Consider the following 26,335-nt stretch of genomic DNA (forward strand, 5'->3'; position numbering starts at 1 on the left):
CTTCTCCCTCTCCCTGTGGGAGAGGGCCGGGGTGAGGGCATCAGCCCGCACAGACTACTGATTCTCGATCAACAACGCTTCCAGCAAATCGAGATCGTGCAACAGCTTTTGCAGCGTCTCATTGCTGATCTGGCGTGTAGCACGCAGGTGATACAGCTCGGCACGTTCTGAGCGCAGCGCCGCCAGACGGAACCGGCGTTCCAGGTTCTCTTCCTGTAGCGAACTTTCCACATCGTTTCGCCCGTCAGCACGACGGCGCAAATTACCAATCACGCGCGAACTGACCTCTTTCAGAAGCTGGTTATCAATGTTCTCTTCAGCATCCGTCGCCAGACGTTCTTCCATCTTCTCGATAGCCACGATCGCCACTTCTGCCGTGGCAGCCCGGGCAATGCGTTCCTCTTTGTGCTGCTGGGAATGGTCGCCCACATCCAGATGCTGCAGCAAAACAGGCAGTATGACCACGCCGACAAACAGCGAGAACAAAATCACACCTGCCGCCAGGAACACCAGTTCGTAACGCGCCGGGAAGACATCCCCCGTCGGCAGCAACAGTGGAATGGAGAGCACACCGGCGAGAGTGATTGCCCCACGGACACCCGCAAAAGAAGCAATCAACAGCTCACGCGTTGACCACGACCCGAACTCCATCGGCTTTTTCTTCAGGAAACGCTGGCTGAAGTTTTTCATCGTCCACAGCCAGCCAAAACGCACCAGCATCAGCGCCAGGTAGATCAACGCGATATCAGCGAACAGCATCCAGGTTTCGACGTTAGGGTCAGCTTCTGCCGCCACCAGTGAGGACTCCAGAATACCCGGCAACTGCAGGCCCAACAGCAGGAAGACCATGCCGTTAAACACAAACTCCAGCATCGCCCATGTGCTGTTTGCACGCAAACGCATAGCCAGAGGAGCGGTACGCATCACACCAGAACGGGTGATGGTCATCCCCGCCGCAACCGCCGCAAGAATGCCCGACACGCCAATGTGTTCGGCAATCAGATACGAGGCAAACGGCAGCAGGAATAACAGAACAATCTGCGTGGCAGGTTCATCACCCCCCCAGCGGCTGAGAAAGCGCAGCGAGCGACCATACAGCCAGCTCACCACAAACCCGGCCAGGATACCGCCAATCGCCACCTTGAAGAATTCAAAGGTTGCACCGCCGACGGTAAAGACCATCGTTCCCATCGCAACCGCCACGGCAAATTTCAGGGCAACCAGGCCAGAGGCGTCGTTCATCAGCGCCTCTCCCTGCAAAATGCCCATAATTTTCTTCGGAATACGGCCTTCACCCACAATACCCGATAGCGCCACGGCATCGGTTGGCGACAGGACAGCCGCCAGCGCAAAAGCCGGAATGAGCGGAATACCCGGCACCACCCAGTAGATCAGGAAGCCGATCCCAACCACCGTGACCACCACTAGCGCCAGCGCCAGACCGAAGATCTCTCGCCCGTGCTCCAGGAATTCGCGCGTCGGGGTTTTCCAGCCATCGGCGAACAGCAGCGGCGGGATAAACAGGACGAGGAACAATTCCGGATCGAACTCAACGTGCAGACCAAACGTCGGCCATGCCAGCAGCGCGCCGATGGCAATTTGCATTAAGGGTAGGGGCAACTGAAAGGGCAGTACGCGTGTGACCACCCCGGAAAGCGAGACCACAAGGGTCATGATAAGTATTGTGAAGAAGATTTCCATGCGTTCCCTGTTTGCTGTGTTGCTTATGTACTGCGGAAGGCGTCGTGCCTTTTATTCTATCTTCCAGAGAGTAACGCAAAAGGCAACGGGATGAGTCCTGAAAATAAAAACGGGCGGCCTGAGCCACCCGTTTTCGCATCAAAGGACAACTTAAATCGCCCAGCCACCCGCGTAGAACACCACCAGTGCGATAGCGATAACGACGGTGCCGATGTTCAGCTTACGCCATTCACCCGAAACCAGGCGGCCAATCACCAGCGACGCAAAACCGATCATGATGCCGGTTACGATGTTACAGGTCAGCACGATAAATACCGCTGTGATGAGGCCAGACATGGCATCCACAAAATCAGCAAAGTCGATTTTTGCCACGTTGCTCAGCATCAGCAGACCTACATACATCAGCGCTGGCGCGGTCGCGTACGCGGGTACCAGGTAGGAGAGCGGAGAGAGGAACAGGATCAGCAGGAACAGCGCACCGACGGTGATCGCCGTCAGACCTGTTTTCCCGCCTGCCGCCGTACCCGCTGCAGACTCAATGTACACCGCTGCCGGAGCGGCACCGACCAGGCCAGAGAAGACGCTGCTCAGGGAGTCGGTCGTCAGCGCTTTGCCGCCATCAATAATCTGACCGTCTTTATCGAGCAGGTTTGCCTGACCGGCCACCGCGCGGATGGTGCCGGTGGCATCAAACACGGCGGTCATCACCAGGGCCAGAACGCTTGGCAGGATCACCGGGTTCAGTGCGCCCACGATGTCCAGACTACCAATCAGGGAATTGCCTTTGTCATCACTCAGCGACGGCATGGCAAAAACACCGGAGAAGTACACGTTCGGGTCGAAAATCAGGCCAACGATGGAAACGCCGATAATGGTCAGCAGAATGCCGCCTGGCACCTTCAGTTTTTCCAGACCGATGATCACCGCCAGGCCGATCAGCGACATGATGACCGGGAAGCTTGCGAAATGACCCAGCGCAACCGGCAGACCGTCCAGCGGGTTTTTGATCACCAGACCCACGCCGTTCGCCGCAATCAGCAGCAGGAACAGACCAATACCAATGCCGGTACCATGCGCCACACCATGCGGCAGGTTGCGCAAAATCCAGCTACGAATGCCAGTCGCGGAAATGACGGTAAACAGCACCCCCATCAGGAACACGGCACCCAGTGCAACAGGCACGCTGATGTGCTGACCCAACACCAGACTGAATGCGGTAAAGGCGGTCAGAGAGATGGCGCAACCAATCGCCAGCGGCAGGTTCGCCCACAGGCCCATCACGATGGAACCCACACCCGCCACGAGGCAGGTGGCAACAAAAACGGCCGCCGGTGGGAAGCCGGCTTTGCCCAGCATGCCCGGCACAACGATGACGGAGTAAACCATCGCCAGAAACGTTGTCAGACCCGCAACGATTTCCTGGCGCACGGTGCTGCCGCGAGCTGAAATTTTAAACATGGCGTCGAGTGAACCGCCGGTACGCGCAGATGGCGTAGACATAGAAAACATCCCCTGAGAGTTTTTATAGAAAGTCCGCAAGCGTGGTGGAGACTCCACTGCCAGCAAAACGTCAAATCCTTGTGCTGCATTTGCGACGAAAGGGGCGTCGCAAAAAAAGCAAACGTTTAGCTCCGCGCTTACAAAACGGGTGGTCAAATTAAGGCAAACGATTATCTAGCCTAATCACCGCCCTTTTCAACTGAACTTTCTCGTTTTTCGCTAAAATTCCCTTATGCCGCTGAAGAAATAAGCAGAGGATGCGCAAACGTTATCGTCTGTGCGCAATTTAGTAACATTTTACCCTTCGCCAGGTATGTTAAACGGGCCACCTTGTTCGAGCGTTCTCTGCCAGCCAGGGCGCATTTCGATCTTTTCCTTCCACGCCTGTATGTGCGGCAGGTTTTCAATACCACCACGCGCCAGCAGGGCGAAGATGGGAAAACTCATCTGAATATCGGCCATACTGAGTGCGTCACCGGCAAACCAGCTGTTTTCCGCCAGATGTGACTCGATATAGCGCGCGTGGGTTTCTAGCTGTCGGTTGAGCCAGGCCTTTTGTACCCCCTGTCCCAGCACGCTCCCCAGCGCCCGCAGGCCAAACGGGATCGGCGGTTTACCGAGGCTGGCAAAGATCAGCTTCATTAACAGCAGCGGCATCAGCGAACCCTCGGCATAATGCAGCCAGAAGCGATACTGCACCTTATGGGCAGGATCCAGCGGTTTGAACCGCGATTCGGTGTCGTAGGTTTCCTGTAGATATTCCAGAATAGCTCCCGATTCCGCTAGAATGAGCCCGTTGTCTTCAACCACCGGGGATTTCCCCAAAGGGTGTACTTTCTTGAGGGAGGCGGGAGCCAGCATATTTTTTTCACGTTGGTAGTGAACAATCTCATAGGATAAAGAAAGTTCTTCCAGCGCCCAGATCACGCGCTGTGAACGTGACTGGTTAAGATGATGTACCGTGAGCATCGTTGCCTCCTGTTATTCATACTTATTAACTATAGAAAATCGAACAACATCGCGAAAAAAATTTGGCTAAAAAGCCACGGCTCAGGCTGGCGAAAACCGGGGGCTTGCATAGAATTAAAGTGTCAGCACAATCCGGAACCTCCCCAACTTGCTCGACATGAGGGGTGCTGATGTCGGGGGAAACCCTCCCGTGAACCAGCGGGATAGAGAGAAAGACAAAGACCGGGAAAAACTAAAGCGCCCTTATGTGGCGCTTTAGTTCTTTATATAGCGCGGGAAAATCCTCAATCCTCCTCCAGCAACCGCGCTCCTGTGCCCTGCTCGCCCAGCCTGTCTCCAGGGTTACGCAACGGGCAATCACTACGCGACAAACAGCCGCAACCGATACAGCCGTCCAGTTCATCGCGCAACGCCACAAGAGTATGAATGCGCCGGTCAAGCTCATCACGCCACTGGGATGACAGATGTTTCCACTCTTTTGCGCTCAGTGAGTGCCCTTCCGGCAACACGCCGAACGCATCACCGATGGTGGCCAGGGGAATTCCGATTCGTTGCGCAATTTTGATTATTGCAACATAGCGGAGCACATCACGGGTGTAGCGCCGCTGGTTTCCTGCGTTACGGATACTCTTAATTAACCCTTTGCTTTCATAGAAGTGGAGCGCAGACACCGCCACACCGCTTCGCTTCGCCACTTCGCCGGGGGTTAAAAGCGCTTTTATTCGCGGCAATCTCTTTTCCATAAAACCTCTTTACCTCAAGTTAACTTGAGGAATTATACTCCCCCGCAGAGAAAACGACGAATCAACCGGGATATACATAAAATCATTCAAGCTGGATCAAGGCTGCTTGAAGGATGACATGTATAGTTGTATCTACAGAGGGGCAACCTTATGTCGCATCAGCAAATTATTCAGACACTTATTGAATGGATTGATGAACATATCGACCAACCGTTGAACATTGATGTGGTCGCTAAAAAGTCGGGCTATTCGAAATGGTATTTACAGAGAATGTTCCGCACCGTCATGCATCAGACGCTGGGTGAGTACATTCGCCAGCGCAGGCTGCTGCTGGCGGCTCAGGCGTTACGCTCTACGCAACGGCCCATTTTTGATATCGCGATGGATCTGGGTTATGTGTCGCAACAAACCTTTTCCCGCGTGTTTCGTCGCGAGTTTGACCGCACGCCGAGCGATTACCGCCACCAGCTGAATTAAGGCGTATCATCACAAAGGTTGCTGCTGCCAGGTCATAAACTCCTGGGGCGGCATTGCTTTCGCGAAGTGCCATCCCTGACAATACTGTACGCCACGCTTCAACAGCCAGCTCACCTGCTCGTCCGTCTCCACGCCTTCCGCAATGGTCTTAAGGCGCAGGCTTTGCGCCATCTCGATGATATGCTCGGCAATCAGATGACTGGTACTGTTGGTCGTTAAGGTATCGATAAAGGATTTGTCGATTTTAAGAATATCGACGTTCAGCGAATAGAGGTTATGCAGGTTGGAGTAACCTGTTCCGAAATCATCGATCGCCACTTCATAGCCCGCCTGGCGGAAAGCCTGAATAACGGGCGTGGTTTTAGGCACATCGATAAATCCACGTTCTGTCACTTCGATTTTGATTTGCTGCGCACGGACGGCGTAGTGGCGGGCCTTATCAGAGATCAGAGCGATCAGGCGCGAAGAGTGAAAATCTGAGGCCGACAGGTTAATCGAAATATACAGATGCGGACTGGTGGCCAGGAAATGCCCCAGATCGTTGAACACTTCCTCCACAACATAATCTGTAATTCGCTCAATCATGCCCTCTTTTTCCGCCAGCGGAATAAATTCCGCCGGGCTCATCACCTGCCCGTTAAAGCCAGGCCAGCGCAGCAGCGCCTCAGCGCCCACGCACTGGTTATTCTTGATATCAATAATCGGCTGATAGTGTACGCAAAGCTGGCGTTTGTTCAGCGCCCGGTGCAGCAAACGCCCTGGTGAGTTGAGTTCACGATGAGTGCGTGACCACATCAGTAAAATAATGATGCTGCAAATCATCCCCAACGGCAGCGTCAATGTGGCCTGGTGGTAGAGGATTTCATAAAAACGTTTGCTGGAGGTTGATACGATAGCTGCAATGGGACGCTTATCGGATTTTACGATGGTATAGAAACGGCCATCTTTTTGAAATGACGATTCCTTATGTCGAATCATCGAATTTAATAAAGACACATTTGCTTTCTGGCTGACAGAAAAGAATGCATTGGTCACCGTGTCATACACGCCCCATGACAGTGAATAATCTGTCGACATTACCTCACTGTAGAAAAGCGGGTTGACTACCACGACATAATTTCCGCGCTGCATATATGTCATTTTATAGCCAGTGAAAAATGGCGTATCGCGATAATAATAGATAGCCACATCAGGCTTACGTTTGTAATTTGCAGCGGCGATAGCGTAAGGCTGTTCAGGAGTAATCGCGGTCGAACAAAGAAAATTCTGACCTTCAGCATAAATTAAATCGGCGATGAACAGGCGGCCACGAACAACGTTCAACATATATTGACGATGTCCCGGTGTACAAAGTTCACCCTGATATTTTTCGGCGTCGCTACGGGCCAGCTCCACCTGTTGAATAACGAGTTCTGTTTTGTCTAAAGCCAGTTCGGCAAATGTGCGTAGCTGGGCGCTTGTTTCCGACACGGCTCTGAGCTGGGCAAACCATAGCGCAAGCATCACCGGTAGCATAACTACCATGATGATCCCTACCACCCTGAGCATCTTGCGCCGCGCGCTACGATTCATTTCCCGCCCTATATCCCTGCATTTTGTACGCCCGTAGTAATGAAGGCCGGATGCTTTGTTAAACAGGTGATTACGTTGCATGAATCATGCGAAGTTAGCAACTGACTTTTGGTATTAAAATTCTTAAAATTCGTTATGACGATAATATTTTCCCGTAAGCCAAACTGAAAGTATTCATTCCGTTTCTGCTAAGGAAAATAATTATCCAGCCTGAACTGGAGATTTTAAGATAGCACAACAGAGGATCGTTGATTAAACCAAACTTCCGGCAGCATGAAAAAAGTACAACATGAGTATGAAATTTCATGCTATTTGCCCGACGCTATTTCCGGGTTTGATTTATAAATAATCAGAAGCCACCACTGTTTTCCCTCGCCCCATACGCTTGGCATCATATAATGCTTTATCGGCACGCATCAGTAATGCTGAAGTATCGCGTTGTGGCTGGCACACCTCAACAACCCCTGCGCTAAATGAAAGCACCAGTTTTTTATCGCCAACCCGCAGCGGCTTCGTGGACAAAACAGAACGTAGCCGGGCGGATAGCAGCATAGCGGCATTGCCGTCAGTTCGTGCCAACAGGAGCAAAAACTCTTCACCTCCGACACGTCCCAGCGCCGAGTCCACCGGAATAAGCTCCCGGATACAGTCACAAAAATGAATTAGCGCCACATCGCCAACCTGATGCCCCCATTCATCATTGATCTGTTTGAAAAAATCCAGGTCAAACATCAGCACGCAAAAATGGCTGTTAGTATCCTGTCTGGAGCTTGCCGCCAGCGATGATTTCAACTGCTGCAAAATCGCAGACCGGTTAAAACAGCCGGTGAGATCGTCAGTGGTCGCTTTCACTTCCAGCTGCTGTTCCGCTTTTTTACGTTCGGTGATATCCAGCCCAATATTCAGGATAGAGTTGTCCGGTAACAGAATGTTCGACCACAGGATCGTCAGTTGCACACCGTCTTTGCGTACCGGATGCCACTCATACATATCCTTTAGCGGTGAGATACGAACCGACTCCAGCACCCGCCGCCGTTCATCCGGATCGGGGTAAAACAGTGACAGTGGATCTGAATGCGCACCGATCTCCGCCATCGTCCAGCCAAAGACTTTTTCGCACTCAGCATTCCACAACACACAACGGTTATACTTGTCGAAGGAGTTCATCAATACAGGTGCCCGCTCAAACAACGTTTTATACTGCGTTACGACACGCTGCATTTCCTGTGCCGTTTTTTCACGGGCAATAATTTCCTCAAAATAGTCCTTTAATTTTTCAACCAGCACTACCATGATATTTTTCAGGTTCGGCAAAGAATATAATTTTTCCTCAAATGCCAAAAAGAAATAACCGCTACAATGCCAGTCATGAGTTGAAAGTTTGCATAACACACCGCTTTGTAATTGTGCGTAACCAGGGTGCTGAGGGGAAAATAACGAATGGCCAATTTTCTCTTTCCAGTAAACCACCCGCCACGAACGGTGATTTCGCTGTAGCAGCGTGCTGGCAAGAAAATCAGTGACTTCAAACGAATGGCAGGCCACCTCACCCGCACAGACCACGCGCTGCAGCCCATCATTATCAACGCTTATCCAGGCAAGCGTTGATCCCAGTGCCCGGTTGATAGTCTCCAGCATTTCCGCCAGTGAACACTGAGCGTTAAGCAGAGGCATCAGCTTCGCCAGCGCGTGCAACGCCCGCGCGCTGTCATTAACAATCTCACGTCGTTTTTCTTTCATTATTTTTTCGCAGATGATTAAACGATAAAAAGAACGCAGCTTTCTTCAGATTCAAAAAGCATAAAGTGGAGACCATTTCAGCGAAATCAAATAACGCCGTGTGTAATTAAAATAATACATAATAGTAAAAAGGCCAGAAAATTCAGGAGCCTGAATCATTAGCTACGAGTACATTTATTTGTCCACTCAAGCATAATCCATAGGTTTACGACTGTAAATATTATACAACCAGGGAAACATTGCAGAGGTTTTGTTATCTCAATGAATTTATTATAAAGAGTCAGTGAAATGGTTGCTTAGTCTGCAAAGATATATTTTCCACTCAGATTTCAACACCGTTCCTGTGGTTATAAACCCTCCACTTTTCACCACACGACCACTGGCGAATAAAACAACAAACGTGATATAGTTCACATATATTATGTAACGAAAAACACTTTTTCAGTGTCGTGCGTCAGCTGTTTCGAGGATGGATTTTATGGCGACCATTACCACCAGCATGGTTCTTCTGCGCTGGCCCTTGTTGAGTGCGGTGTTGATGTTTTTAGCCAGCACGCTGAACATTCAGTTTCGTAAATCTGACTATGCTGGTCTTGCCGTGATCAGCACCCTGTTGGGTTTGGGTGCGGCGTGCTGGTTCGCAACGGGTCTGCTCGGCATCACCCTGCTGGATATCACCGCCGTCTGGGAAAATATTAAAGTGGTGATGGTGGAAGCCATGAGTCACACCCCGCCAGACTGGCCGATGGTGATTACCTGATCCCTGGTTAATAAAAAACCCAGACGCTTGTCTGGGTTTTTTTATTTTTAGCGTCTGGTAATCAGAACGGAATGTCGTCGTCGAAGTCCATTGGTGGTTCGTTAGACGGAGCCGGAGCAGACTGCTGCTGCGGGCGAGACTGCGCGCCGCCGCTGAACTGGTTGCCACCCTGTGGCTGCTGAGGCTGACCCCAACCGCCCTGCTGCTGGCCGCCACCTGCTGGTGCGCCACCGCCCTGACGGCCACCCAGCATCTGCATGGTGCCGCCAACGTTGACCACCACTTCGGTGGTGTATTTTTCAGCGCCGGACTGATCGGTCCATTTGCGGGTACGCAGCTGGCCTTCAATATAAACCTGAGAACCTTTACGCAGGTATTCACCGGCCACTTCTGCCAGTTTGCCAAACAGCACAACACGGTGCCATTCGGTCTGCTCTTTCATCTCACCGGTCGCTTTATCACGCCAGGATTCGGAAGTAGCCAGCGTAATGTTGGCAACTGCGCCACCACTCGGCATGTAGCGTACTTCCGGGTCCTGGCCCAGATTACCGACGAGAATCACCTTGTTTACGCCTCTGCTGGCCATGTTCGTGTCTCCTGAATACGTTTCTTAATAGTGTAAACGCGCGAGTGTACCATTTCCATGCGACACTTTGATAGTTGCGTAGCACGTTCCAGAGTTCTCTCGCCAGCGCAACATTGTTGCACAGCGAATCAGAAATCGCATTCCAATACTGTATATTCAAACAGGTCGAGTTGTGTCATAATTAGCCGTTTCTGACAGTCGGTTGTCCTTCAAACAAACCAGGCAATCCGTGTTCCAACCGGGAAAGGTGAATGGATAAGATCGAAGTTCGGGGCGCTCGCACCCACAATCTCAAAAATATCAACCTCATAATCCCTCGCGACAAACTCATCGTCGTGACCGGGCTTTCGGGGTCTGGCAAATCCTCACTGGCTTTCGACACGTTGTATGCCGAAGGACAGCGTCGTTACGTTGAGTCCCTCTCTGCGTACGCACGTCAGTTCCTGTCACTGATGGAAAAACCAGACGTAGACCATATTGAAGGGTTATCACCTGCCATCTCTATTGAGCAGAAATCCACTTCGCATAACCCGCGTTCAACGGTTGGTACGATTACCGAAATTCATGACTACCTGCGTCTGCTGTATGCGCGCGTGGGTGAGCCGCGCTGTCCGGATCACGACGTCCCGCTGGCGGCGCAAACCGTCAGCCAGATGGTGGATAACGTGTTGTCGCAGCCAGAAGGTAAACGCCTGATGCTGCTTGCGCCGATCATTAAAGAGCGCAAAGGCGAGCACACCAAGACGCTGGAGAACCTGGCAAGCCAGGGCTATATTCGCGCCCGTATCGACGGGGAAGTGTGTGACCTGTCAGACCCACCCAAGCTGGAGCTGCAGAAGAAGCACACCATTGAAGTGGTGATTGACCGCTTCAAAGTACGCGAAGATCTGGCAACCCGGCTGGCCGAATCGTTTGAAACGGCGCTGGAACTCTCTGGCGGCACCGCCGTGGTGTCCGATATGGACAACCCGAAAGCGGAAGAACTGCTTTTTTCTGCCAACTTTGCCTGTCCCATTTGCGGCTACAGCATGCGCGAGCTGGAACCGCGTCTGTTTTCGTTCAACAACCCGGCGGGCGCGTGTCCGACGTGCGACGGTCTGGGCGTACAGCAGTATTTTGACCCGGATCGCGTGATCCAAAACCCGGAACTGTCACTGGCAGGCGGGGCTATTCGCGGCTGGGATCGCCGTAATTTCTACTACTTCCAGATGCTGAAGTCGCTGGCAGAGCACTATAAATTCGATGTCGAAGCGCCGTGGGGCAGCCTGAATCCACATGTACACAAAGTGGTGCTGTACGGTTCGGGTAAAGAGAACATCGAGTTTAAGTACATGAACGATCGCGGCGATACCTCCGTGCGTCGCCACCCGTTCGAAGGGGTGCTGCACAATATGGAGCGCCGCTACAAAGAGACCGAATCCAGTGCAGTACGTGAAGAGCTGGCGAAGTTTATCAGCAACCGCTCCTGTGCAACCTGCGAAGGGACACGTCTGCGCCGCGAGGCTCGCCACGTCTTTGTCGAAAACACGGCGCTACCGACCATCTCAGACATGAGCATCGGTCACGCGATGGACTTCTTCAACAACCTGAAGCTCTCCGGCCAGCGCGCGAAAATCGCCGAAAAAGTGTTGAAAGAGATTGGGGATCGGCTGAAGTTCCTGGTGAACGTGGGTCTGAACTACCTGACGCTTTCCCGCTCTGCTGAAACACTCTCCGGCGGTGAAGCGCAGCGTATTCGTCTGGCAAGCCAGATTGGTGCGGGCCTGGTGGGTGTGATGTACGTGCTGGATGAGCCGTCTATCGGCCTGCACCAGCGCGACAACGAACGCCTGCTCGGGACGCTGATCCACCTGCGCAACCTCGGCAACACGGTGATTGTGGTCGAGCATGATGAAGATGCCATCCGCGCCGCTGACCACGTTATTGATATCGGCCCGGGTGCAGGCGTTCACGGCGGTCAGGTAGTCGCGGAAGGGACGCTGGAAGATATCATGGCAGTGCCAGAGTCTCTGACCGGCCAGTACATGAGCGGCAAGCGCAAAATTGACGTACCGACGCAGCGCGTGGCGGCAGACCCGGAAAAAGTGCTGAAGCTGACTGGCGCACGCGGCAACAACCTGAAAGATGTGACCCTGACGCTGCCGGTTGGGCTGTTTACCTGTATCACCGGCGTGTCCGGTTCCGGTAAATCGACGCTGATTAACGATACGCTGTTCCCGATTGCGCAGACGCAGCTGAACGGCGCGACCCTCGCCGAGCCTGCACCGTACCGCGACATCCAGGGGCTGGAGCATTTCGACAAGGTTATCGACATTGACCAAAGCCCCATTGGACGCACCCCGCGTTCCAACCCGGCGACCTATACCGGCGTCTTTACGCCTGTACGTGAACTGTTTGCGGGTGTACCGGAAGCGCGCTCGCGCGGGTATACCCCTGGACGTTTCAGCTTTAACGTCCGCGGTGGCCGCTGTGAAGCATGTCAGGGCGACGGTGTAATCAAGGTTGAGATGCATTTCCTGCCGGATATCTACGTACCGTGCGACCAGTGCAAAGGCAAACGCTATAACCGTGAAACGCTGGAGATTAAGTACAAAGGCAAAACCATCCACGAAGTGCTGGATATGACCATCGAAGAGGCTCGTGAGTTCTTTGATGCAGTCCCTGCGCTGGCGCGTAAGTTGCAAACGCTGATGGACGTAGGCCTGACCTATATTCGTCTGGGGCAGTCTGCTACCACGCTGTCTGGCGGTGAAGCGCAGCGCGTGAAGCTGGCGCGTGAACTATCCAAACGAGGCACCGGTCAGACGCTGTACATTCTGGATGAGCCGACGACCGGCCTGCACTTTGCCGATATTCAGCAGTTGCTTGATGTTCTGCATCAGCTCAGAGACCAGGGCAACACCATCGTGGTCATTGAACACAATCTGGACGTGATTAAAACCGCAGACTGGATTGTCGATCTCGGCCCGGAAGGCGGTAGCGGCGGCGGTGAAATCCTCGTATCCGGTACGCCAGAGACCGTTGCAGAGTGCGAAGCCTCGCACACCGCACGCTTCCTCAAACCGTTGCTGTAGTTGTCACACGGAGAGTTGCTGTCGGGTCACTTCCGGCAGCAGCTCAACCGCCTGTTGATAAGAGGCATCCACCAGATAATAAATCTGCGAGCCTGGCAGCGAGCCATCAAGATAAACAGTGCTCCAGTGTGCCTTGTTCAGATGCTTACTCGGTCTGACGTCATGGTGCTGCTGACGTAACAAATCCGCCAGCTCCGGGCTGGTTTTCAGCGATGCAGCCGGGCGGCCCTCAACCTCTTTCACCATAGCAAACAACACGTCGCCAACCTTTATTTGCGTGGCTTTCCAGTCGCTGTGAACGCTTTGCTCCGCACCGGGTTTACTCATGCAGTACTGGAGTATCTCCGAAATTGTCATCTTTGCTCCCCTGTGAATGGGTTGAACTCGAACTGAGTGCCGGCCTCTTTAAATTGTGTAGCAAGACGACAAAAGGTAAACCCGGCAGGCCTGATTTGTTCAAAAAATCAGCATACATCAGTATTCAGAATTCACAATCACCTCTTCGCCAAATTTCCCGGCCATTGGCAGCGGTCGATAGGTCGAGTTAGAGGCGCGTAGTACCCTGATCCCTCTGGCTCCCACATCATGAGCGGCGGTAATGTCGTTATCCGAATCACCGTAGAAGATTTTGATATTTTTCTGCTCCAGCCACTGGGTTTTGGTGTTTTGCCCGGACTTGTCACCGGCAAAAATAACCGGGTTCATGCTGGTCGCCGGGATCTGGAAATCATCCTGAAGCGTTTTTGATACGGTTTCAGTTTTGGTCTGGCTGCGCCCCGTCACAAAGTAAATGCTGTCACCACGCTTAGCGTGCATGGCGATCAACGCACGGGCAACCTCTTTCGGGATGCTGAACTCATCCCAGCCGTTATTCATCTTCTCCCAGAATTCGGGGTTCTTCAGATACGCTTCGCTGTCCGGTGAGAAGGTTTTCTTGCCCCGCCAGAAACCCGGGCTGGAGAACAGCACGGTATCGTCGATATCGAAGCCTACAGCCATTGGCGGACGCCCCATCAGGCTATTTTCAATTTGTGCCACGGAAACCCAGTGAATGGGTGCCTGTTCAGCAAGAATGGCGGCGGTGGTTCCGGTGTAAAGCGGCGTCGGTGCAGAAGCACGCGCGACGACTGCACTATTAAGCGAGAACAATAAACAGGCGGCGCTGAGCGCCAGTGTGATCTTGCGCATATTTTCCCCTGAATATTCAGTTTGTTATCGTTTTAATTTGAGCGAATGGTCAAAAAACTATCCGACCATAACCCCAGCGGGAAGTGAAAGAAAGGAGTTTTTGCTTATGAATCTGAATAAAAAGAAGAAGATCACAAAGCGCAGATGCGTGGCGTAGGCCCGGTAAGCGCCAGCGCCACCGGGTAAGATTTTCTGCGGCCTGATGCCCTCATCCCGACCCTCTCCCACAGGGAGAGGGGGAATGATAGTGAATACTTACATCACAGCAGCGAAGGCCTGAGCCACGCGCTTGACGTTATCGGTATTCAAGCCCGCCATGCACATACGACCACTGGAAATCAGGTAGATGCCAAATTCTTCACGCAGCCTTTCAACCTGAGCCGCGCTCAGACCGGTATAGCTAAACATCCCGCGCTGCTTAAGCAGATAGTCAAAGTTATGCCCGGGAACGGCCTCTTTCAGCACATTAACCAGTTCCTGACGCATCGACAAAATGCGCTTACGCATCGCTTCCACTTCGGCAAGCCAGGACGCTTTCAGCCGATCATCTCCAAGAACCGTGGCCACCACCTGCGCACCAAAGTTTGGCGGGCTGGAATAGATGCGGCGCACTGTCGCTTTCAGCTGACCCAGCACACGACTGGCTGCTTCGGCATCTTCACACACCACGGACAGGCCGCCAACGCGTTCGCCGTACAGAGAGAAGATTTTTGAGAAGGAGTTGCTGACCAGTACAGGTAACCCGGCACTGGCAGCGGCACGAATGGCGTAGGCATCGTCTTCCATTCCTGCGCCAAAGCCCTGATAGGCGATATCGAGGAATGGGATCAGGTTACGCGCCTTCAGCACCTCAATCACGGCATCCCACTGTGCATTGGTGAGGTCGGCACCGGTCGGGTTATGGCAGCACGGATGCAGCAGTACAATACTGCGCTCTGGCAGGGTGTTCAGTTTTTCCAGCAGCGCATCAATACGTACGCCGTTGGTTGCACTGTCAAACCACGGGTAGGTCGACACCTTAAAGCCCGAGCCTTCAAAAATGGCTACGTGGTTTTCCCAGGTTGGATCGCTGACCCACACGCCGGAATCCGGGAAGTATTTTTTCAAAAAGTCTGCGCCGACCTTCAGCGCCCCTGAACCGCCCAGCGTCTGGATGGTCGCCACGCGTTTTTGTGCGAGTACCGCATGATCGGCTCCAAACAGCAGCGGCGCGATGGTGTTGCGGTAGGTGTTTAACCCTTCCATTGGCAGATAGAGCGAGGCCCCGTGCGGAACCGCGTTAAGACGCGCTTCGGCTTCGGCCACGGCCTGCAGCTGAGGAATGATACCGCCCTCGTTGTAATACAGACCAATGCTAAGATTCACTTTGTCGCTGCGAGGATCTTCTTTAAAACGCTCCATTAAGGAGAGAATGGGGTCGCCAGCATAGGCGTCTACTTTCTGAAACACGCGATGGTTCTCCGGAATTCGATGAGGCAGGGAATTCCACAATAAACTGGAACATGCCGTAACACCACCCCTTCGCCTTATCCTGCAATTGGCATAGGTTTTTTGCATCCTCTCGCCATGACATTTACCCAATATTTTCGCCCCCTCCGCTCCCGTAATGTGACTCCTGCGCAACCGCGCATTCACTGACTCAAGGAGTTCACATTATGGATTCACAATTTATTGGTTCAGTCATTAATGCCCTGCCACTCGAACATATGATTGGTGGGCCACTGCAGGCAATGATCAAAGCACAGGTACAGGCCAGCAAATCCTATGCCGACTTCCTGCTCTCTGTCTGTATTAAGGATGGTAAAGCCGTTGCCATCGAATTCGACTACGACGAAACCCTGGTAGACGAGCAAGGGGTGAGCAAAGGTAGCGTCACCCGCAAAATGAGTATTCCGCTGCTGGCGGCGGTTACTCACCCGATTATTTGTATTGAAGACGGTACCATCGATTTTGAGCTGGAAGTCACTCAGAGCGAAGCCAGTTCAAGCAGCACTGAAGCCGAAGCCTCGGTGGAAGCGTCAATCGGTTGGGGTATCTTCTCAGCCAAAATGACCGGTAAGGTATCGCATAAATCAGAACAAACTCGTTCAACCGACACACGCGCTAAATATTCCATCCATACCCAAATCAAGCGTCAGGATCCCCCTGAAGCCCTCCAGCGCGTCATTGACTATTTAACCAACGCCAAAACCAAGCCTGTTGCTGCGCAATAACGTTTTGCACTGTGGGTAATAGCCATTCCGTAACGTACGGGGCCGCCTTTGGTGGCCCCTCTTCAGGAGCGAATTATGTCTTTTAAAACATGGCTACGCGGCAGTAAGGATGAGGAGCCAGAAAATAAGAGGGAGAAAGAGGCTGACGGAACGACGCCCCCTGTACAAGGGAAAAATCCGCCGCCACCGCCTGCGGATATTCCCGGCGTACCGGTCACGCTGGAGGATATTACGCGCGGAATGCAGTACGCCGCAACGGCGGCAAACGAGTTAATCGCTCAGCAGTACATGAAGATGCTGGATCCCTTTTTCGAACCCGCCGATGACGGTTCACTGATCCCGCGCACCGTCCAGCTGGCACTGGATGAGAACCACTATTTCGATCTGCCCCTCGTTGCGCTCTCTACACCGCGTGGGCTGATGCTGGAAAAGATGAAGGTCAACCTGACGATCCGCACGGAAGGTATGCAAGCCCCCTCCCCGCAATCGGGAGAAAACGAGTTTGGCCGCTTTCACGTCAGCCTTTCACCTTCCAGCGATAGCAAAGGTGGGCGTGACAGCCGCCACGTTGACGTGGAGATGCAATTTACCGCCCTCCCACCACCAGAAAGCATCATGCGTTTGATTGATGAGTACACCAACAAAGTTATCCCCCGTCCGAAAGCAGAGGAGACTCCGTGATGAACAAGCAACCAGAAAGCACTGGTGACAAAGGCGTGCAGCTGATTTGCCAGTTTGAAGGACTAAAGCTGGAACGTTACCGCGATGCCGTCGGGTTATGGACGATTGGCTACGGCCATTTGATTCTGAAAGAGGAGATGGAAAAGCTCATCAAAATCACCACCGGTGAAGCCAAAAATATCCTGCGCAAAGACCTGAAGCGCACTGAAACTGGCGTGAAGAAACTGCTGACGCTGTCGGTTACCCAGAATCAGTTCGACGCCCTGGTGTCCTTCGCCTTCAATCTTGGCCTCGGCAATTTAAAGAAATCGACGCTGCTTAAAAAGGTCAACGCAGGAGACAAAGAAGCGGCTGCGTTGCAATTTAAATGCTGGAACAAAGCAGGCGGCAGAGTACTGGCGGGGCTTACGCGTCGCCGTGACGCCGAAATGAGATTATTTCTGAGTTAACCATTAAGGGAACATCATGAAAATCAATAAACTAATCACTGCAGCGCTGTTATCGGTTTCGCTTTTTTCAGCCATGCAGGTCAGTGCCGCTTTAAAAACCTGTGAAGATGAAATTAAAGAGACAAATACCTTTTTGACGGAAAAAGGTGTTCCACCGGTAAATAACATCACCGATTTAGCGACCACGCTGCGCAATATTAAAAATTTTGGTCGGCTACCTGACAGGTATATCACCGTAGATGAAGCAAAGCGTCTTGGGTGGTCTGGCCAGGCGTCTGAAACGCTGTGGGGCGTGAAAAAAACCAACAACAGATGGATAGGTGGCGATATTTACAACAACCCAGCGCTACCGGCAAATCAAGCCTGGCTGACTGCGGACATTGATGTCGTGAAAGGATATCGCAGCCCCAAACGGGTGATTTACAGCCTGTCAGGGCCACAGCGATTTATTACCACCGATCAATACCAACATTTGGTTGAGCTTGAACCTTGCCAATAACCCACTCTGTAACTGGCGGTGAAATCCCCTGACTTCTCAATCACGGACAGGGGATTTTACCCACGCTGAGGATAAGCCCATGTCCGACATCTATCTCCCCACACTGATCAGTGAGGCACTACTGGCTTTCTCTGGATTATTTGGTGGCGTAAGTATCTCCTTTTTTTGGCAGCCACAACGGCTGCACCAGCATAGTCGATTTGTCGCAGGCGTGATCTTTGGTGGAATAAGTATGGGGGCCGCCATTGCATTGGGCGGGTTAGCGGCTCGCTGGCTCAAGATCGATCTGACTCAGGCAGATATCACTCTGGGCCTGGGGTATATCTTAGGTGCGCTCAGCAATGGGTTGATCGTCTGGCTGGCAAACTTCTTTCGACGGCATGAGCAGCAGGATATTTTTGATGTTGCCAGCGTAATCAAAAGAAAAGTCAGGAACGATTCACTCCCTCAGTCAGATTCAAATGATAACAAGCTCAACGGGGAATAATATGCTCAATATGAACAAAGACTGGGTACTGCTGGTCATTATTCTTGTCGATCTGATAACGTCATTTATTATTTTGTTTGCCGCCTATAGCCGCCGTGTTCATGCATTGCCTGTTATGAGTAAGTTAGGTCTGGCAGCACTGGCATTTGGTTTTTTCGGTGAGAGCTGTCTGAATGTAAAATTCATTTTGACAGGAGAAGATATCTTAAATGATAGCTTCCCATTTTGGTTACTTCAGGATTTTGGTACGTTAGTTGTGGTGATTTATTATTTTTTCCTCAGACATAAATAGCAAAAAGCGCAACAAACTCCACATTTGTTGCGCTTTTATCTGCATCTGTAATGTAACCTAGATCGCAATATATTTATAATAGAGCATTGCTGCCTGCGTGCGGTTATTCACCTGAAGACGATGGAAAATGGATTCAAGGTGTACTTTTACGGTTCCGGCACTGATATTTAACTGCCTGCTGATTTGTTTATTGGTACCTCCTTTTGCCAGTAACTTCAGCACCTCCTGCTGGCGTCGGCTCAGCGTATGAATGAGTAGCGTGTTACCCGGAGCTTCACGATGAAGTATGGCCTGCTCAGGAAAACAGACAACGCCGGATGAAACCATGCTCAGGATCTGGCTGATTTTTTCCACGGGAAGGTCCTTGGTAAAAAGACCTTTTACATTTTGCTGAATATAAAAATTAAAGATCCCATCCGTCGCCTTTCTCAACATCACAACAATGGGTAATGAAGGCCAGTCCTGCGTTAGCATTTTGATGAACTCGCTGCAATTCATTTCACCGTCTAACAGAACAATGTTAACGGAAGTGGACATCAAAACGGTGTGTGCGTCTTCGAAGCTGTCTGTAGAAAAAACGGTACATTCAGGCATCACTCTCTTTAGTTCAGTCTTCATACCGTGAATGTAGATCGGTAATTCATCAATCATCAATACATTCATCACCACTTTACCTCGTCTTGGTTTTATTTCCTTACGTTATTAAATAAGCCTTTTCAAAAATAAGTATGAGTGTAATTTGAGAACTTGAAAAACAGCAAATGGCATAAGACAAATGTCATATTCACACGCATTAAATTAAGCAGCGCTAAACAAAAAATATAGCATACATTAATTTTTCGCCGACATTATTCATAACAAAAACAACCTGGGCCGATTAGCATATTTAAGATGTGAACCGGCTCACCTATTATTTATCTGCATTTATGCAACCCATCTATACATTAATATTTGAATGAGGTTTCTTATGACGACATTAACAGTGTATTTCTGCGGTACCGGTTCGAATAAATTTGATGACACACATGTTAACTACTGGAACGGGGAGTTAATTTCGACGCTCGCCGCCAATAACAAAGGTAAAGAGTTTGCGGAATGGATCATTCTTGATGGCCCAGGAAGTGGCAACCTCCAGAGTGATGAGCTGTGGGTAAAAAGCGGTGATTACGGCCAGCTACGTGGTCGGCTTTTTGGAAGCGGCTGGAACGAAAATATTCAGCACGCCCTCAATATTATGAAAGGGCACGTTGACTGGCAGCGAGAAAAGCTCACGAAAGAGAATTATGAGCAGCTGAAAAAGGCCGGTATCCCGATTGAGGACGTCGAAGTCACAGGCTCGTTCTGGTGGCGTAAATATGATTACGGCGACCGAAAAGTCACGCAGCAGGCGCTGCAGCAGCAGATCATTAAAACTTTCCGCAAGGGGCAAATTCTGCCGACGCAGGTCAACCTGGTAGGATGGAGTCGGGGTGGGATCAGTTGCCATATGCTGGCCAACGCCATGCTGGCCGACCCGGTTCTGACAACCATCCCGGTCAATATTTTTGCAGTTGACCCAGTTCCGGGAACAGGCAATTTCAAATCAGACAAAGTGACCTTAGGCAGCAACGTCAAAGAGTATGTTGCTTTTTATGCCAAAGATGAGCGCTCAACAGGTTTCTCCTGTGTCATCCCTGAAACCCATAATACGACGCGTGTGCACATTTATCCGATGTCTGGCCGACACGCGACCCTCGTCGGCAATGCATCGGCTAATGGTGATAAGGGGCCAAAAGTAGCGCATGAACCAGGCATGATCGTGCGTCATTTTGCAGAGGTTTGTCTGCAAAGATGGGGCGTGAATATGGACAAGAAACTCAATCTGGACGGGATACAGCTACTTGAGTTGCATCAGTCAATTCAGCGTAATGCTGCGGTATTTAGCCAAATGCGAAACACCGTTTACACCGTTTCCGAGAATGACCAGGGTGAGCGCTACGTTTCCCGCGCAAGCACCGGGATGCCTTTCTCAGCAGTGCACGGAGTGCCTTTTACCCCTGAATCGGGGCTGGTATCGGAATACCTCACGAATCAGGCTATTTACGACGTGCTGAAATAAGACGTTCACCGCATCCAACGGTCATATCGGCTGTTGGATGCGGACATTCAGGCACGGTTAATCGATATACTTCATCGCCACCCGCGACGTCAGGCGCGTGATAAGTTCGTAAGCACTTACTTTCGTGATTTCAGCAATGCGTTCAACGGGTAAGCCTTCGCCCCACATCACCACCGGATCGCCAGCCTTGTCCTGTGCCTCTGGCCCCAGGTCAACGCAGATCATATCCATCGCCACACGGCCCACAATCTGCACTTCACGGCCATTCACCAGCACCGGCGTACCGGATGGCGCAGCGCGCGGGTAGCCGTCACCGTAACCCATCGCCACCACACCCAGACGCGTATCGCGCTTGCTGTCCCAGGTTCCGCCGTAGCCCACCGGTTCACCCGCTTTGTGCTCGCGCACGGCAATCAGGTTAGAAACCAGCGACATCACCGGCTGCAAGCCAAAATCTGGCCCCCACGGTTTATTCTCCAGCGGCGACACGCCGTAGAGAATAATCCCCGGGCGCGCCCAGTCGAAGTGCGACTGTGGCCACAACAGAATGCCGCCGGATGCCGCAATAGAGCGCATCCCCGGCTTGCCTTCACAGAAGGTGTTAAAAATATCGAGTTGCTGCTCGGTTGCGCCACATTCTGGCTCATCTGCGCGAGCAAAATGGCTGACAATATTCACCGGCTGACGCACGTTTTTGCACTGACACAGACGCTGATAAAACGCCTCTGCGTTTTCCGGGCGCACGCCCAGACGGTGCATGCCCGTGTCGAGCTTCATCCACACGGTGACCGGCTCGCTCAGCTCTGCCGTTTCCAGTGCTGCCAGCTGCTCTTCGTTATGTACCGCTGTGTGCAGGTGCTGATCGGCGATGGTCGGCAGGTCGGAGGCTTCGAAAAAACCTTCGAGGAGCAGAATGGGTTGGGCGATCCCGCCTGCACGCAGGCGGAGAGCTTCTTCGAGACGGGCGACGCCAAAGGCGTCGGCATCGGGGAGCGTTCGCGCGGTCTCGAGAAGACCGTGTCCGTAAGCGTTCGCTTTCACGACTGCAACGAGCTTGCTGGCGGGGGCCAGTTCACGCAGACGCTGCAGGTTGTGTCGCAGAGCGCGGCGGTTAATGATTACAGTTGCCGCTTGCATTTGAATTCCTTAATAAAAGAATCACCAAAATCATTCGCGTTGCAGTCAACGCACCTGCGTCGTGAAGGATGAAGGCGATTTACTCATCATCATATTGAGGACCGGCATAGTTGTCGAAACGCGACCACTGTCCGTTAAAGGTCAGACGTACCGTACCGATGGGGCCGTTACGTTGTTTACCAATAATAATTTCGGCGATCCCTTTCAGGTCGCTATTCTCGTGATAAACCTCATCACGGTAGATAAACATGATTAAGTCCGCATCCTGCTCGATGGAGCCGGATTCACGCAGATCGGAGTTCACCGGACGTTTATCGGCACGCTGTTCCAGAGAGCGGTTAAGCTGGGAGAGCGCCACCACCGGCACGTGTAGCTCTTTGGCTAATGCTTTGAGCGAGCGGGAAATCTCTGCAATCTCCAGCGTACGGTTGTCGGAGAGCGACGGCACGCGCATCAGCTGGAGGTAGTCGATCATGATGAGGCCAATACCACCGTGTTCACGGGCGATACGGCGCGCACGGGAGCGCACTTCCGTCGGTGTCAGACCGGAGGAGTCATCGATATAGATATTACGTTTATCCAGCAGAATACCCATCGTGCCGGAGATCCGCGCCCAGTCTTCATCGTCGAGCTGACCGGTACGAATACGGGTCTGATCCACGCGAGACAGCGACGCCAGGGAACGCATCATGATCTGTTCTGATGGCATCTCAAGACTGAAGATTAAAACCGGTTTATCCTGCAACATCGCCGCGTTTTCGACGAGGTTCATCGCAAATGTTGTTTTACCCATTGATGGACGCGCCGCGACGATGATCAAATCTGACGGCTGCAGACCGGCAGTTTTCTTGTTGAGATCGTCATAGCCGGTATTCACACCGGTCACACCATCATGGGGTTGCTGGAACAGCTGTTCGATACGCGCAACGGTCGCATCAAGCACATCGGCGATGTTTTTCGGCCCTTCGTCTTTGTTCGCGCGGCTTTCGGCGATTTTAAAGACGCGGGACTCAGCGAGATCGAGCAGATCTTCGCTGGTGCGACCCTGTGGATCAAAACCCGCCTCGGCGATTTCATTCGCCACCGAGATCATCTCACGCACAACGGCACGTTCACGCACGATGTCAGCGTAAGCGCTGATGTTCGCCGCACTTGGCGTATTTTTAGAAAGCTCTGCCAGATAGGCAAACCCACCGACGCTGTCCAGTTGACCCTGCCGCTCCAGCGATTCCGCGAGCGTGATCAGGTCAATCGGGCTGCCCGACTCCTGCAGACGCGCCATTTCAGTAAAGATATGGCGATGCGGGCGGGTGTAGAAATCTTCGGACACGACGCGCTCGGCGACGTCGTCCCAGCGTTCGTTATCCAGCATTAAACCGCCCAACACCGACTGTTCCGCTTCAATCGAGTGCGGCGGGACTTTTAACCCGGCGACCTGAAAATCACGTTCACGGGGTTCAGTCTGTTTGTTGAAGGGTTTGTTTCCTGCCATAGTGAATGGAGTTACCGAGATAAAGAGTGGGTCGAAAGATTACCACATTTTCTTATGGAGGAAGCATGGCAACGCGTATTGAATTTCACAAGCATGGTGGCCCTGACGTACTCAAAGCAGTAGAGTTCACCCCTGCTGCACCTGGCGATAACGAAATCCAGGTCGAAAACAAAGCCATCGGCATCAACTACATTGATACCTATATTCGCAGCGGTCTTTATCCCCCTCCGTCAATGCCGAGCGGGCTGGGAACCGAAGCGGCAGGTGTGGTTATCAAGGTGGGCAACGCCGTTAAGCATATAAAAGAAGGTGCCCGCGTGGTGTATGCGCAATCGGCACTGGGTGCATACAGTACCGTTCATAACGTTCCGGCAGACAAAGCCGCAATTCTACCGAATGCGATATCGTTCGAGCAGGCTGCCGCTTCTTTCCTGAAGGGGCTAACCGTTTATTACCTGCTGCGCAAAACCTATGAAATCAAACCCGATGAACAATTCCTGTTTCATGCCGCTGCAGGCGGTGTGGGGCTGATCGCCTGCCAGTGGGCAAAAGCGCTGGGTGCGAAACTTATCGGCACCGTAGGCTCTGCCCAAAAAGCCCAGCGGGCACTGCAGGCTGGAGCATGGAAGGTGATCAACTACCGCGAAGAGAACATTGTTGAACGACTGAAAGAGATAACCGGCGGCAAAAAGGTGCGCGTGGTGTATGACTCGGTGGGTAAAGACACCTGGGAAGCATCCCTGGACTGCCTGCAACGCCGCGGTCTGATGGTGAGTTTTGGTAATTCATCAGGGGCCGTTACTGGCGTGAATCTTGGCATTCTGAACCAGAAAGGTTCTTTGTATGTTACGCGCCCTTCTCTTCAGGGCTACATCACCAACCGGGCAGAGCTGCTTGAGGCCAGCAACGAGCTGTTCTCTCTGATCGCCAGCGGTGCGATTAAAGTGGATGTGGCCGATGCGCAGAAATACCCGTTAGCCGATGCGCAACGTGCGCATGAGGTGCTGGAGAGTCGGGCGACGCAGGGTTCAAGTCTGTTAATTCCCTGATCCCTAAAAAGAAATTGGGCTTCCCATAGGAAGCCCTTTCTTTTTTTAGTTCGGCTGTATGTAGGGTACAGCTCGATGAATTCTTTAGCGGCAGCCATAGTGACAGATTCGATAAGTAAATCCTATTCCGTTCTAAGCAATGTTGCCGGGAAAGTTGCAGGTATGTGACGAACCCCTCAATACCTTAGTAACGAAAGCGGTTATTACGCTGATAACCGGGAACCTTTGGCGATTTAATCGCCCGTATTACCCATACTACCGCAATCGCCAGCAGTAACCACGGCAACAGTTTGATCGTCAGGGCAAACAATCCGCCGATAAACATCACCGCCGTCGCCACAAAGATAGCGGCCAGAATGCCGAGCAGTGAAACCCCCGTCACCAACAGCATGACAAAAAAGCCAATCACAAAAAGTAGTTCCAGCATGGTGCTCTCCCACGAGTTCCCGAATGATGCAGCGATCATTACAAAAAGCATGCCAAAACTAACTCATTGTTATAAAAGCAAAACGCCCCGCAATATTTTGCGAGGCGTGGTGAATTTGACGATCTTTTAGCGAAATTTATCGCTTATCTGCCACCAGACGCAGCGCGTGTTCCAGCACGTCGATATCCGCACCGGCTTTATGCGCATTTTCGCTCAGGTAACGACGCCACTGACGCGCCCCCGGGATCCCCTGGAACAGGCCGAGCATATGGCGGGTAATGTGACCAAGGTAAGTCCCATTGCTTAGCTCACGTTCGATATACGGATACATGGCACGCACCACGGCAACCGGATCGGTATCTGCACCTTCAATGCCAAAGATTTCGCGATCGACCGTCGCCAGGATCCCAGGGTTCTGATACGCCTCGCGCCCCACCATTACGCCATCCATATGTTCCAGGTGCGTTTTGGCCTCGTCCAGCGACTTGATACCGCCGTTAATTGACAGGGTCAGATGTGGGAAGTCACGCTTCAGCTGATACACACGCGGGTAGTCCAGCGGCGGAATTTCACGGTTCTCTTTCGGGCTAAGACCCGAGAGCCACGCTTTGCGTGCGTGGATGATAAACATCTCGCACTCGCCTTTCCCGGCAACCGTATTGATGAAATCGCACAGAAATTCGTAACTGTCCTGGTCGTCGATACCAATACGGGTTTTAACCGTTACCGGAATGGAGACAACATCGCGCATCGCCTTGATGCAGTCAGCCACCAGCTGCGCGTTCCCCATCAGGCATGCGCCAAACATACCGTTTTGCACGCGATCGGAAGGGCAACCAACGTTAAGGTTAACTTCGTCATAACCGCGTTCTTCCGCCAGCTTCGCGCACTGCGCCAGGGCTGCCGGATCGCTGCCGCCAAGCTGCAGGGCAACCGGATGCTCTTCTTCACTGTAGGCCAGATAGTCACCCTTACCGTGAATAATCGCCCCGGTAGTCACCATTTCGGTGTACAGCAACGTATGGCGGGAGAGCTGACGCAGGAAATAGCGGCAGTGTCTGTCCGTCCAGTCGAGCATCGGCGCAATGGAAAAACGGTGTGCAGGGAAAGCAGTCTGTAATTCTGACGACATGGCGAAGTTTTAAGCATCTGGTGGAAAAGGGGCGCTACTATAGCACAAAGAAAAGCCGGAGGCGCAGCG

At 52.2% G+C, this 26,335-nt stretch carries 26 protein-coding genes; 11 read left to right on the forward strand and 15 right to left on the reverse strand.

Going from position 1 to position 26,335, the window contains the following annotated elements; translation table 11 throughout:
• Positions 1-54 precede the first annotated feature (54 nt).
• The 4 genes from ACHHZ6_RS18355 to soxR form a co-directional block, all read right to left on the reverse strand.
• On the reverse strand, positions 55-1,701 hold the full coding sequence (locus ACHHZ6_RS18355; RefSeq protein WP_182273414.1) for a Na+/H+ antiporter: 1,647 nt from the start codon (positions 1,699-1,701) through the stop codon (positions 55-57).
• A gap of 150 nt (positions 1,702-1,851) precedes the next feature.
• Positions 1,852-3,201 carry a guanine/hypoxanthine transporter GhxP gene (ghxP, locus tag ACHHZ6_RS18360; RefSeq protein WP_395122838.1) on the reverse strand — a complete coding sequence of 450 codons (1,350 nt, stop codon included), beginning with the start codon at positions 3,199-3,201 and terminating at the stop codon, positions 1,852-1,854.
• A 297-nt stretch (positions 3,202-3,498) separates the two neighbouring features.
• Positions 3,499-4,170, reverse strand: coding sequence for a glutathione S-transferase family protein (locus ACHHZ6_RS18365; protein WP_182273412.1), 672 nt, complete (start codon positions 4,168-4,170; stop codon positions 3,499-3,501).
• A gap of 284 nt (positions 4,171-4,454) precedes the next feature.
• Positions 4,455-4,913: a redox-sensitive transcriptional activator SoxR gene (gene soxR / locus ACHHZ6_RS18370; protein ID WP_182273411.1), complete on the reverse strand. Its 459-nt coding sequence runs from the start codon at positions 4,911-4,913 to the stop codon at positions 4,455-4,457.
• 150 nt (positions 4,914-5,063) lie between these two features.
• On the opposite strand from soxR, the gene soxS reads away from it, so the two are divergent.
• Positions 5,064-5,390: a superoxide response transcriptional regulator SoxS gene (soxS, locus tag ACHHZ6_RS18375; RefSeq protein ID WP_013095071.1), complete on the forward strand. Its 327-nt coding sequence runs from the start codon at positions 5,064-5,066 to the stop codon at positions 5,388-5,390.
• A 9-nt stretch (positions 5,391-5,399) separates the two neighbouring features.
• On the opposite strand, the gene ACHHZ6_RS18380 is transcribed toward soxS, so the two are convergent.
• On the reverse strand, positions 5,400-6,962 hold the full coding sequence (locus ACHHZ6_RS18380) for an EAL domain-containing protein (RefSeq protein ID WP_182273410.1): 1,563 nt from the start codon (positions 6,960-6,962) through the stop codon (positions 5,400-5,402).
• A 339-nt stretch (positions 6,963-7,301) separates the two neighbouring features.
• Positions 7,302-8,702, reverse strand: coding sequence for a sensor domain-containing diguanylate cyclase (locus ACHHZ6_RS18385; protein ID WP_182919260.1), 1,401 nt, complete (start codon positions 8,700-8,702; stop codon positions 7,302-7,304).
• A 478-nt stretch (positions 8,703-9,180) separates the two neighbouring features.
• On the opposite strand from ACHHZ6_RS18385, the gene ACHHZ6_RS18390 reads away from it, so the two are divergent.
• A complete protein-coding gene (locus tag ACHHZ6_RS18390; protein ID WP_172514016.1) occupies positions 9,181-9,462 on the forward strand; it encodes a YjcB family protein in 282 nt (93 codons plus the stop codon).
• Positions 9,463-9,523: 61 nt separating this feature from the next.
• Here the strand turns inward: ACHHZ6_RS18390 and ssb1 are convergent, their stop codons facing one another.
• Positions 9,524-10,048: a single-stranded DNA-binding protein SSB1 gene (gene ssb1 / locus ACHHZ6_RS18395; RefSeq protein ID WP_008503384.1), complete on the reverse strand. Its 525-nt coding sequence runs from the start codon at positions 10,046-10,048 to the stop codon at positions 9,524-9,526.
• 251 nt (positions 10,049-10,299) lie between these two features.
• Between ssb1 and uvrA the strand changes: the two genes are divergently transcribed.
• On the forward strand, positions 10,300-13,122 hold the full coding sequence (uvrA, locus tag ACHHZ6_RS18400) for an excinuclease ABC subunit UvrA (protein WP_182919259.1): 2,823 nt from the start codon (positions 10,300-10,302) through the stop codon (positions 13,120-13,122).
• Positions 13,123-13,125: 3 nt separating this feature from the next.
• Here uvrA and ACHHZ6_RS18405 read toward each other — a convergent pair whose 3' ends face one another.
• The 3 genes from ACHHZ6_RS18405 to tyrB form a co-directional block, all read right to left on the reverse strand.
• Positions 13,126-13,479: an MmcQ/YjbR family DNA-binding protein gene (locus tag ACHHZ6_RS18405; protein WP_182273407.1), complete on the reverse strand. Its 354-nt coding sequence runs from the start codon at positions 13,477-13,479 to the stop codon at positions 13,126-13,128.
• Between the two features lie 117 nt (positions 13,480-13,596).
• Positions 13,597-14,310, reverse strand: a complete 714-nt coding sequence (gene aphA, locus ACHHZ6_RS18410; protein ID WP_182273406.1) for an acid phosphatase AphA — start codon at positions 14,308-14,310, stop codon at positions 13,597-13,599.
• A gap of 255 nt (positions 14,311-14,565) precedes the next feature.
• Complete coding sequence (gene tyrB / locus ACHHZ6_RS18415) at positions 14,566-15,759, reverse strand: aromatic amino acid transaminase (protein WP_182919258.1); 1,194 nt, start codon at positions 15,757-15,759, stop codon at positions 14,566-14,568.
• A gap of 206 nt (positions 15,760-15,965) precedes the next feature.
• Between tyrB and ACHHZ6_RS18420 the strand changes: the two genes are divergently transcribed.
• From ACHHZ6_RS18420 to ACHHZ6_RS18445, 6 genes are all read left to right on the forward strand, one after another.
• Entirely contained in the window at positions 15,966-16,523 is a 558-nt protein-coding gene (locus ACHHZ6_RS18420; RefSeq protein ID WP_182273404.1) for a DUF2589 domain-containing protein, read from the forward strand.
• 75 nt (positions 16,524-16,598) lie between these two features.
• Positions 16,599-17,204, forward strand: coding sequence for a DUF2589 domain-containing protein (locus ACHHZ6_RS18425; RefSeq protein ID WP_182273403.1), 606 nt, complete (start codon positions 16,599-16,601; stop codon positions 17,202-17,204).
• Positions 17,204-17,653 carry a lysozyme gene (locus ACHHZ6_RS18430; RefSeq protein ID WP_182273402.1) on the forward strand — a complete coding sequence of 150 codons (450 nt, stop codon included), beginning with the start codon at positions 17,204-17,206 and terminating at the stop codon, positions 17,651-17,653. Before ACHHZ6_RS18425 ends, ACHHZ6_RS18430 begins: the two co-directional genes overlap by 1 nt.
• A 16-nt stretch (positions 17,654-17,669) precedes the next feature.
• Positions 17,670-18,152 carry a ribonuclease domain-containing protein gene (locus tag ACHHZ6_RS18435; protein ID WP_182919257.1) on the forward strand — a complete coding sequence of 161 codons (483 nt, stop codon included), beginning with the start codon at positions 17,670-17,672 and terminating at the stop codon, positions 18,150-18,152.
• Between the two features lie 79 nt (positions 18,153-18,231).
• Positions 18,232-18,639 (forward strand): hypothetical protein, encoded by a 408-nt coding sequence (locus ACHHZ6_RS18440; protein ID WP_182273400.1) that lies wholly within the window; start codon positions 18,232-18,234, stop codon positions 18,637-18,639.
• Between the two features lies 1 nt (position 18,640).
• Entirely contained in the window at positions 18,641-18,931 is a 291-nt protein-coding gene (locus tag ACHHZ6_RS18445) for a hypothetical protein (protein WP_182919256.1), read from the forward strand.
• Positions 18,932-18,988: 57 nt separating this feature from the next.
• Here the strand turns inward: ACHHZ6_RS18445 and ACHHZ6_RS18450 are convergent, their stop codons facing one another.
• Positions 18,989-19,594 carry a response regulator transcription factor gene (locus tag ACHHZ6_RS18450; protein WP_182274607.1) on the reverse strand — a complete coding sequence of 202 codons (606 nt, stop codon included), beginning with the start codon at positions 19,592-19,594 and terminating at the stop codon, positions 18,989-18,991.
• 304 nt (positions 19,595-19,898) lie between these two features.
• On the opposite strand from ACHHZ6_RS18450, the gene ACHHZ6_RS18455 reads away from it, so the two are divergent.
• Complete coding sequence (locus ACHHZ6_RS18455; RefSeq protein ID WP_182273398.1) at positions 19,899-21,029, forward strand: hypothetical protein; 1,131 nt, start codon at positions 19,899-19,901, stop codon at positions 21,027-21,029.
• Positions 21,030-21,086: 57 nt separating this feature from the next.
• Here the strand turns inward: ACHHZ6_RS18455 and alr are convergent, their stop codons facing one another.
• Together alr and dnaB are read right to left on the reverse strand one after the other, a co-directional pair.
• Entirely contained in the window at positions 21,087-22,166 is a 1,080-nt protein-coding gene (gene alr, locus ACHHZ6_RS18460; RefSeq protein WP_182919255.1) for an alanine racemase, read from the reverse strand.
• Positions 22,167-22,245: 79 nt separating this feature from the next.
• Positions 22,246-23,658: a replicative DNA helicase gene (dnaB, locus tag ACHHZ6_RS18465; RefSeq protein ID WP_182273396.1), complete on the reverse strand. Its 1,413-nt coding sequence runs from the start codon at positions 23,656-23,658 to the stop codon at positions 22,246-22,248.
• 65 nt (positions 23,659-23,723) lie between these two features.
• On the opposite strand from dnaB, the gene ACHHZ6_RS18470 reads away from it, so the two are divergent.
• Positions 23,724-24,707 (forward strand): quinone oxidoreductase, encoded by a 984-nt coding sequence (locus ACHHZ6_RS18470; RefSeq protein ID WP_182273395.1) that lies wholly within the window; start codon positions 23,724-23,726, stop codon positions 24,705-24,707.
• A 184-nt stretch (positions 24,708-24,891) separates the two neighbouring features.
• Here the strand turns inward: ACHHZ6_RS18470 and pspG are convergent, their stop codons facing one another.
• Entirely contained in the window at positions 24,892-25,134 is a 243-nt protein-coding gene (pspG, locus tag ACHHZ6_RS18475) for an envelope stress response protein PspG (RefSeq protein ID WP_182273394.1), read from the reverse strand.
• 136 nt (positions 25,135-25,270) lie between these two features.
• A complete protein-coding gene (gene dusA, locus ACHHZ6_RS18480; RefSeq protein ID WP_196390700.1) occupies positions 25,271-26,266 on the reverse strand; it encodes a tRNA dihydrouridine(20/20a) synthase DusA in 996 nt (331 codons plus the stop codon).
• Positions 26,267-26,335: the final 69 nt, after the last annotated feature.

Source organism: Enterobacter cloacae complex sp. 2024EL-00214 (assembly GCF_043945575.1).
Taxonomy (GTDB): domain Bacteria; phylum Pseudomonadota; class Gammaproteobacteria; order Enterobacterales; family Enterobacteriaceae; genus Enterobacter; species Enterobacter cloacae_P.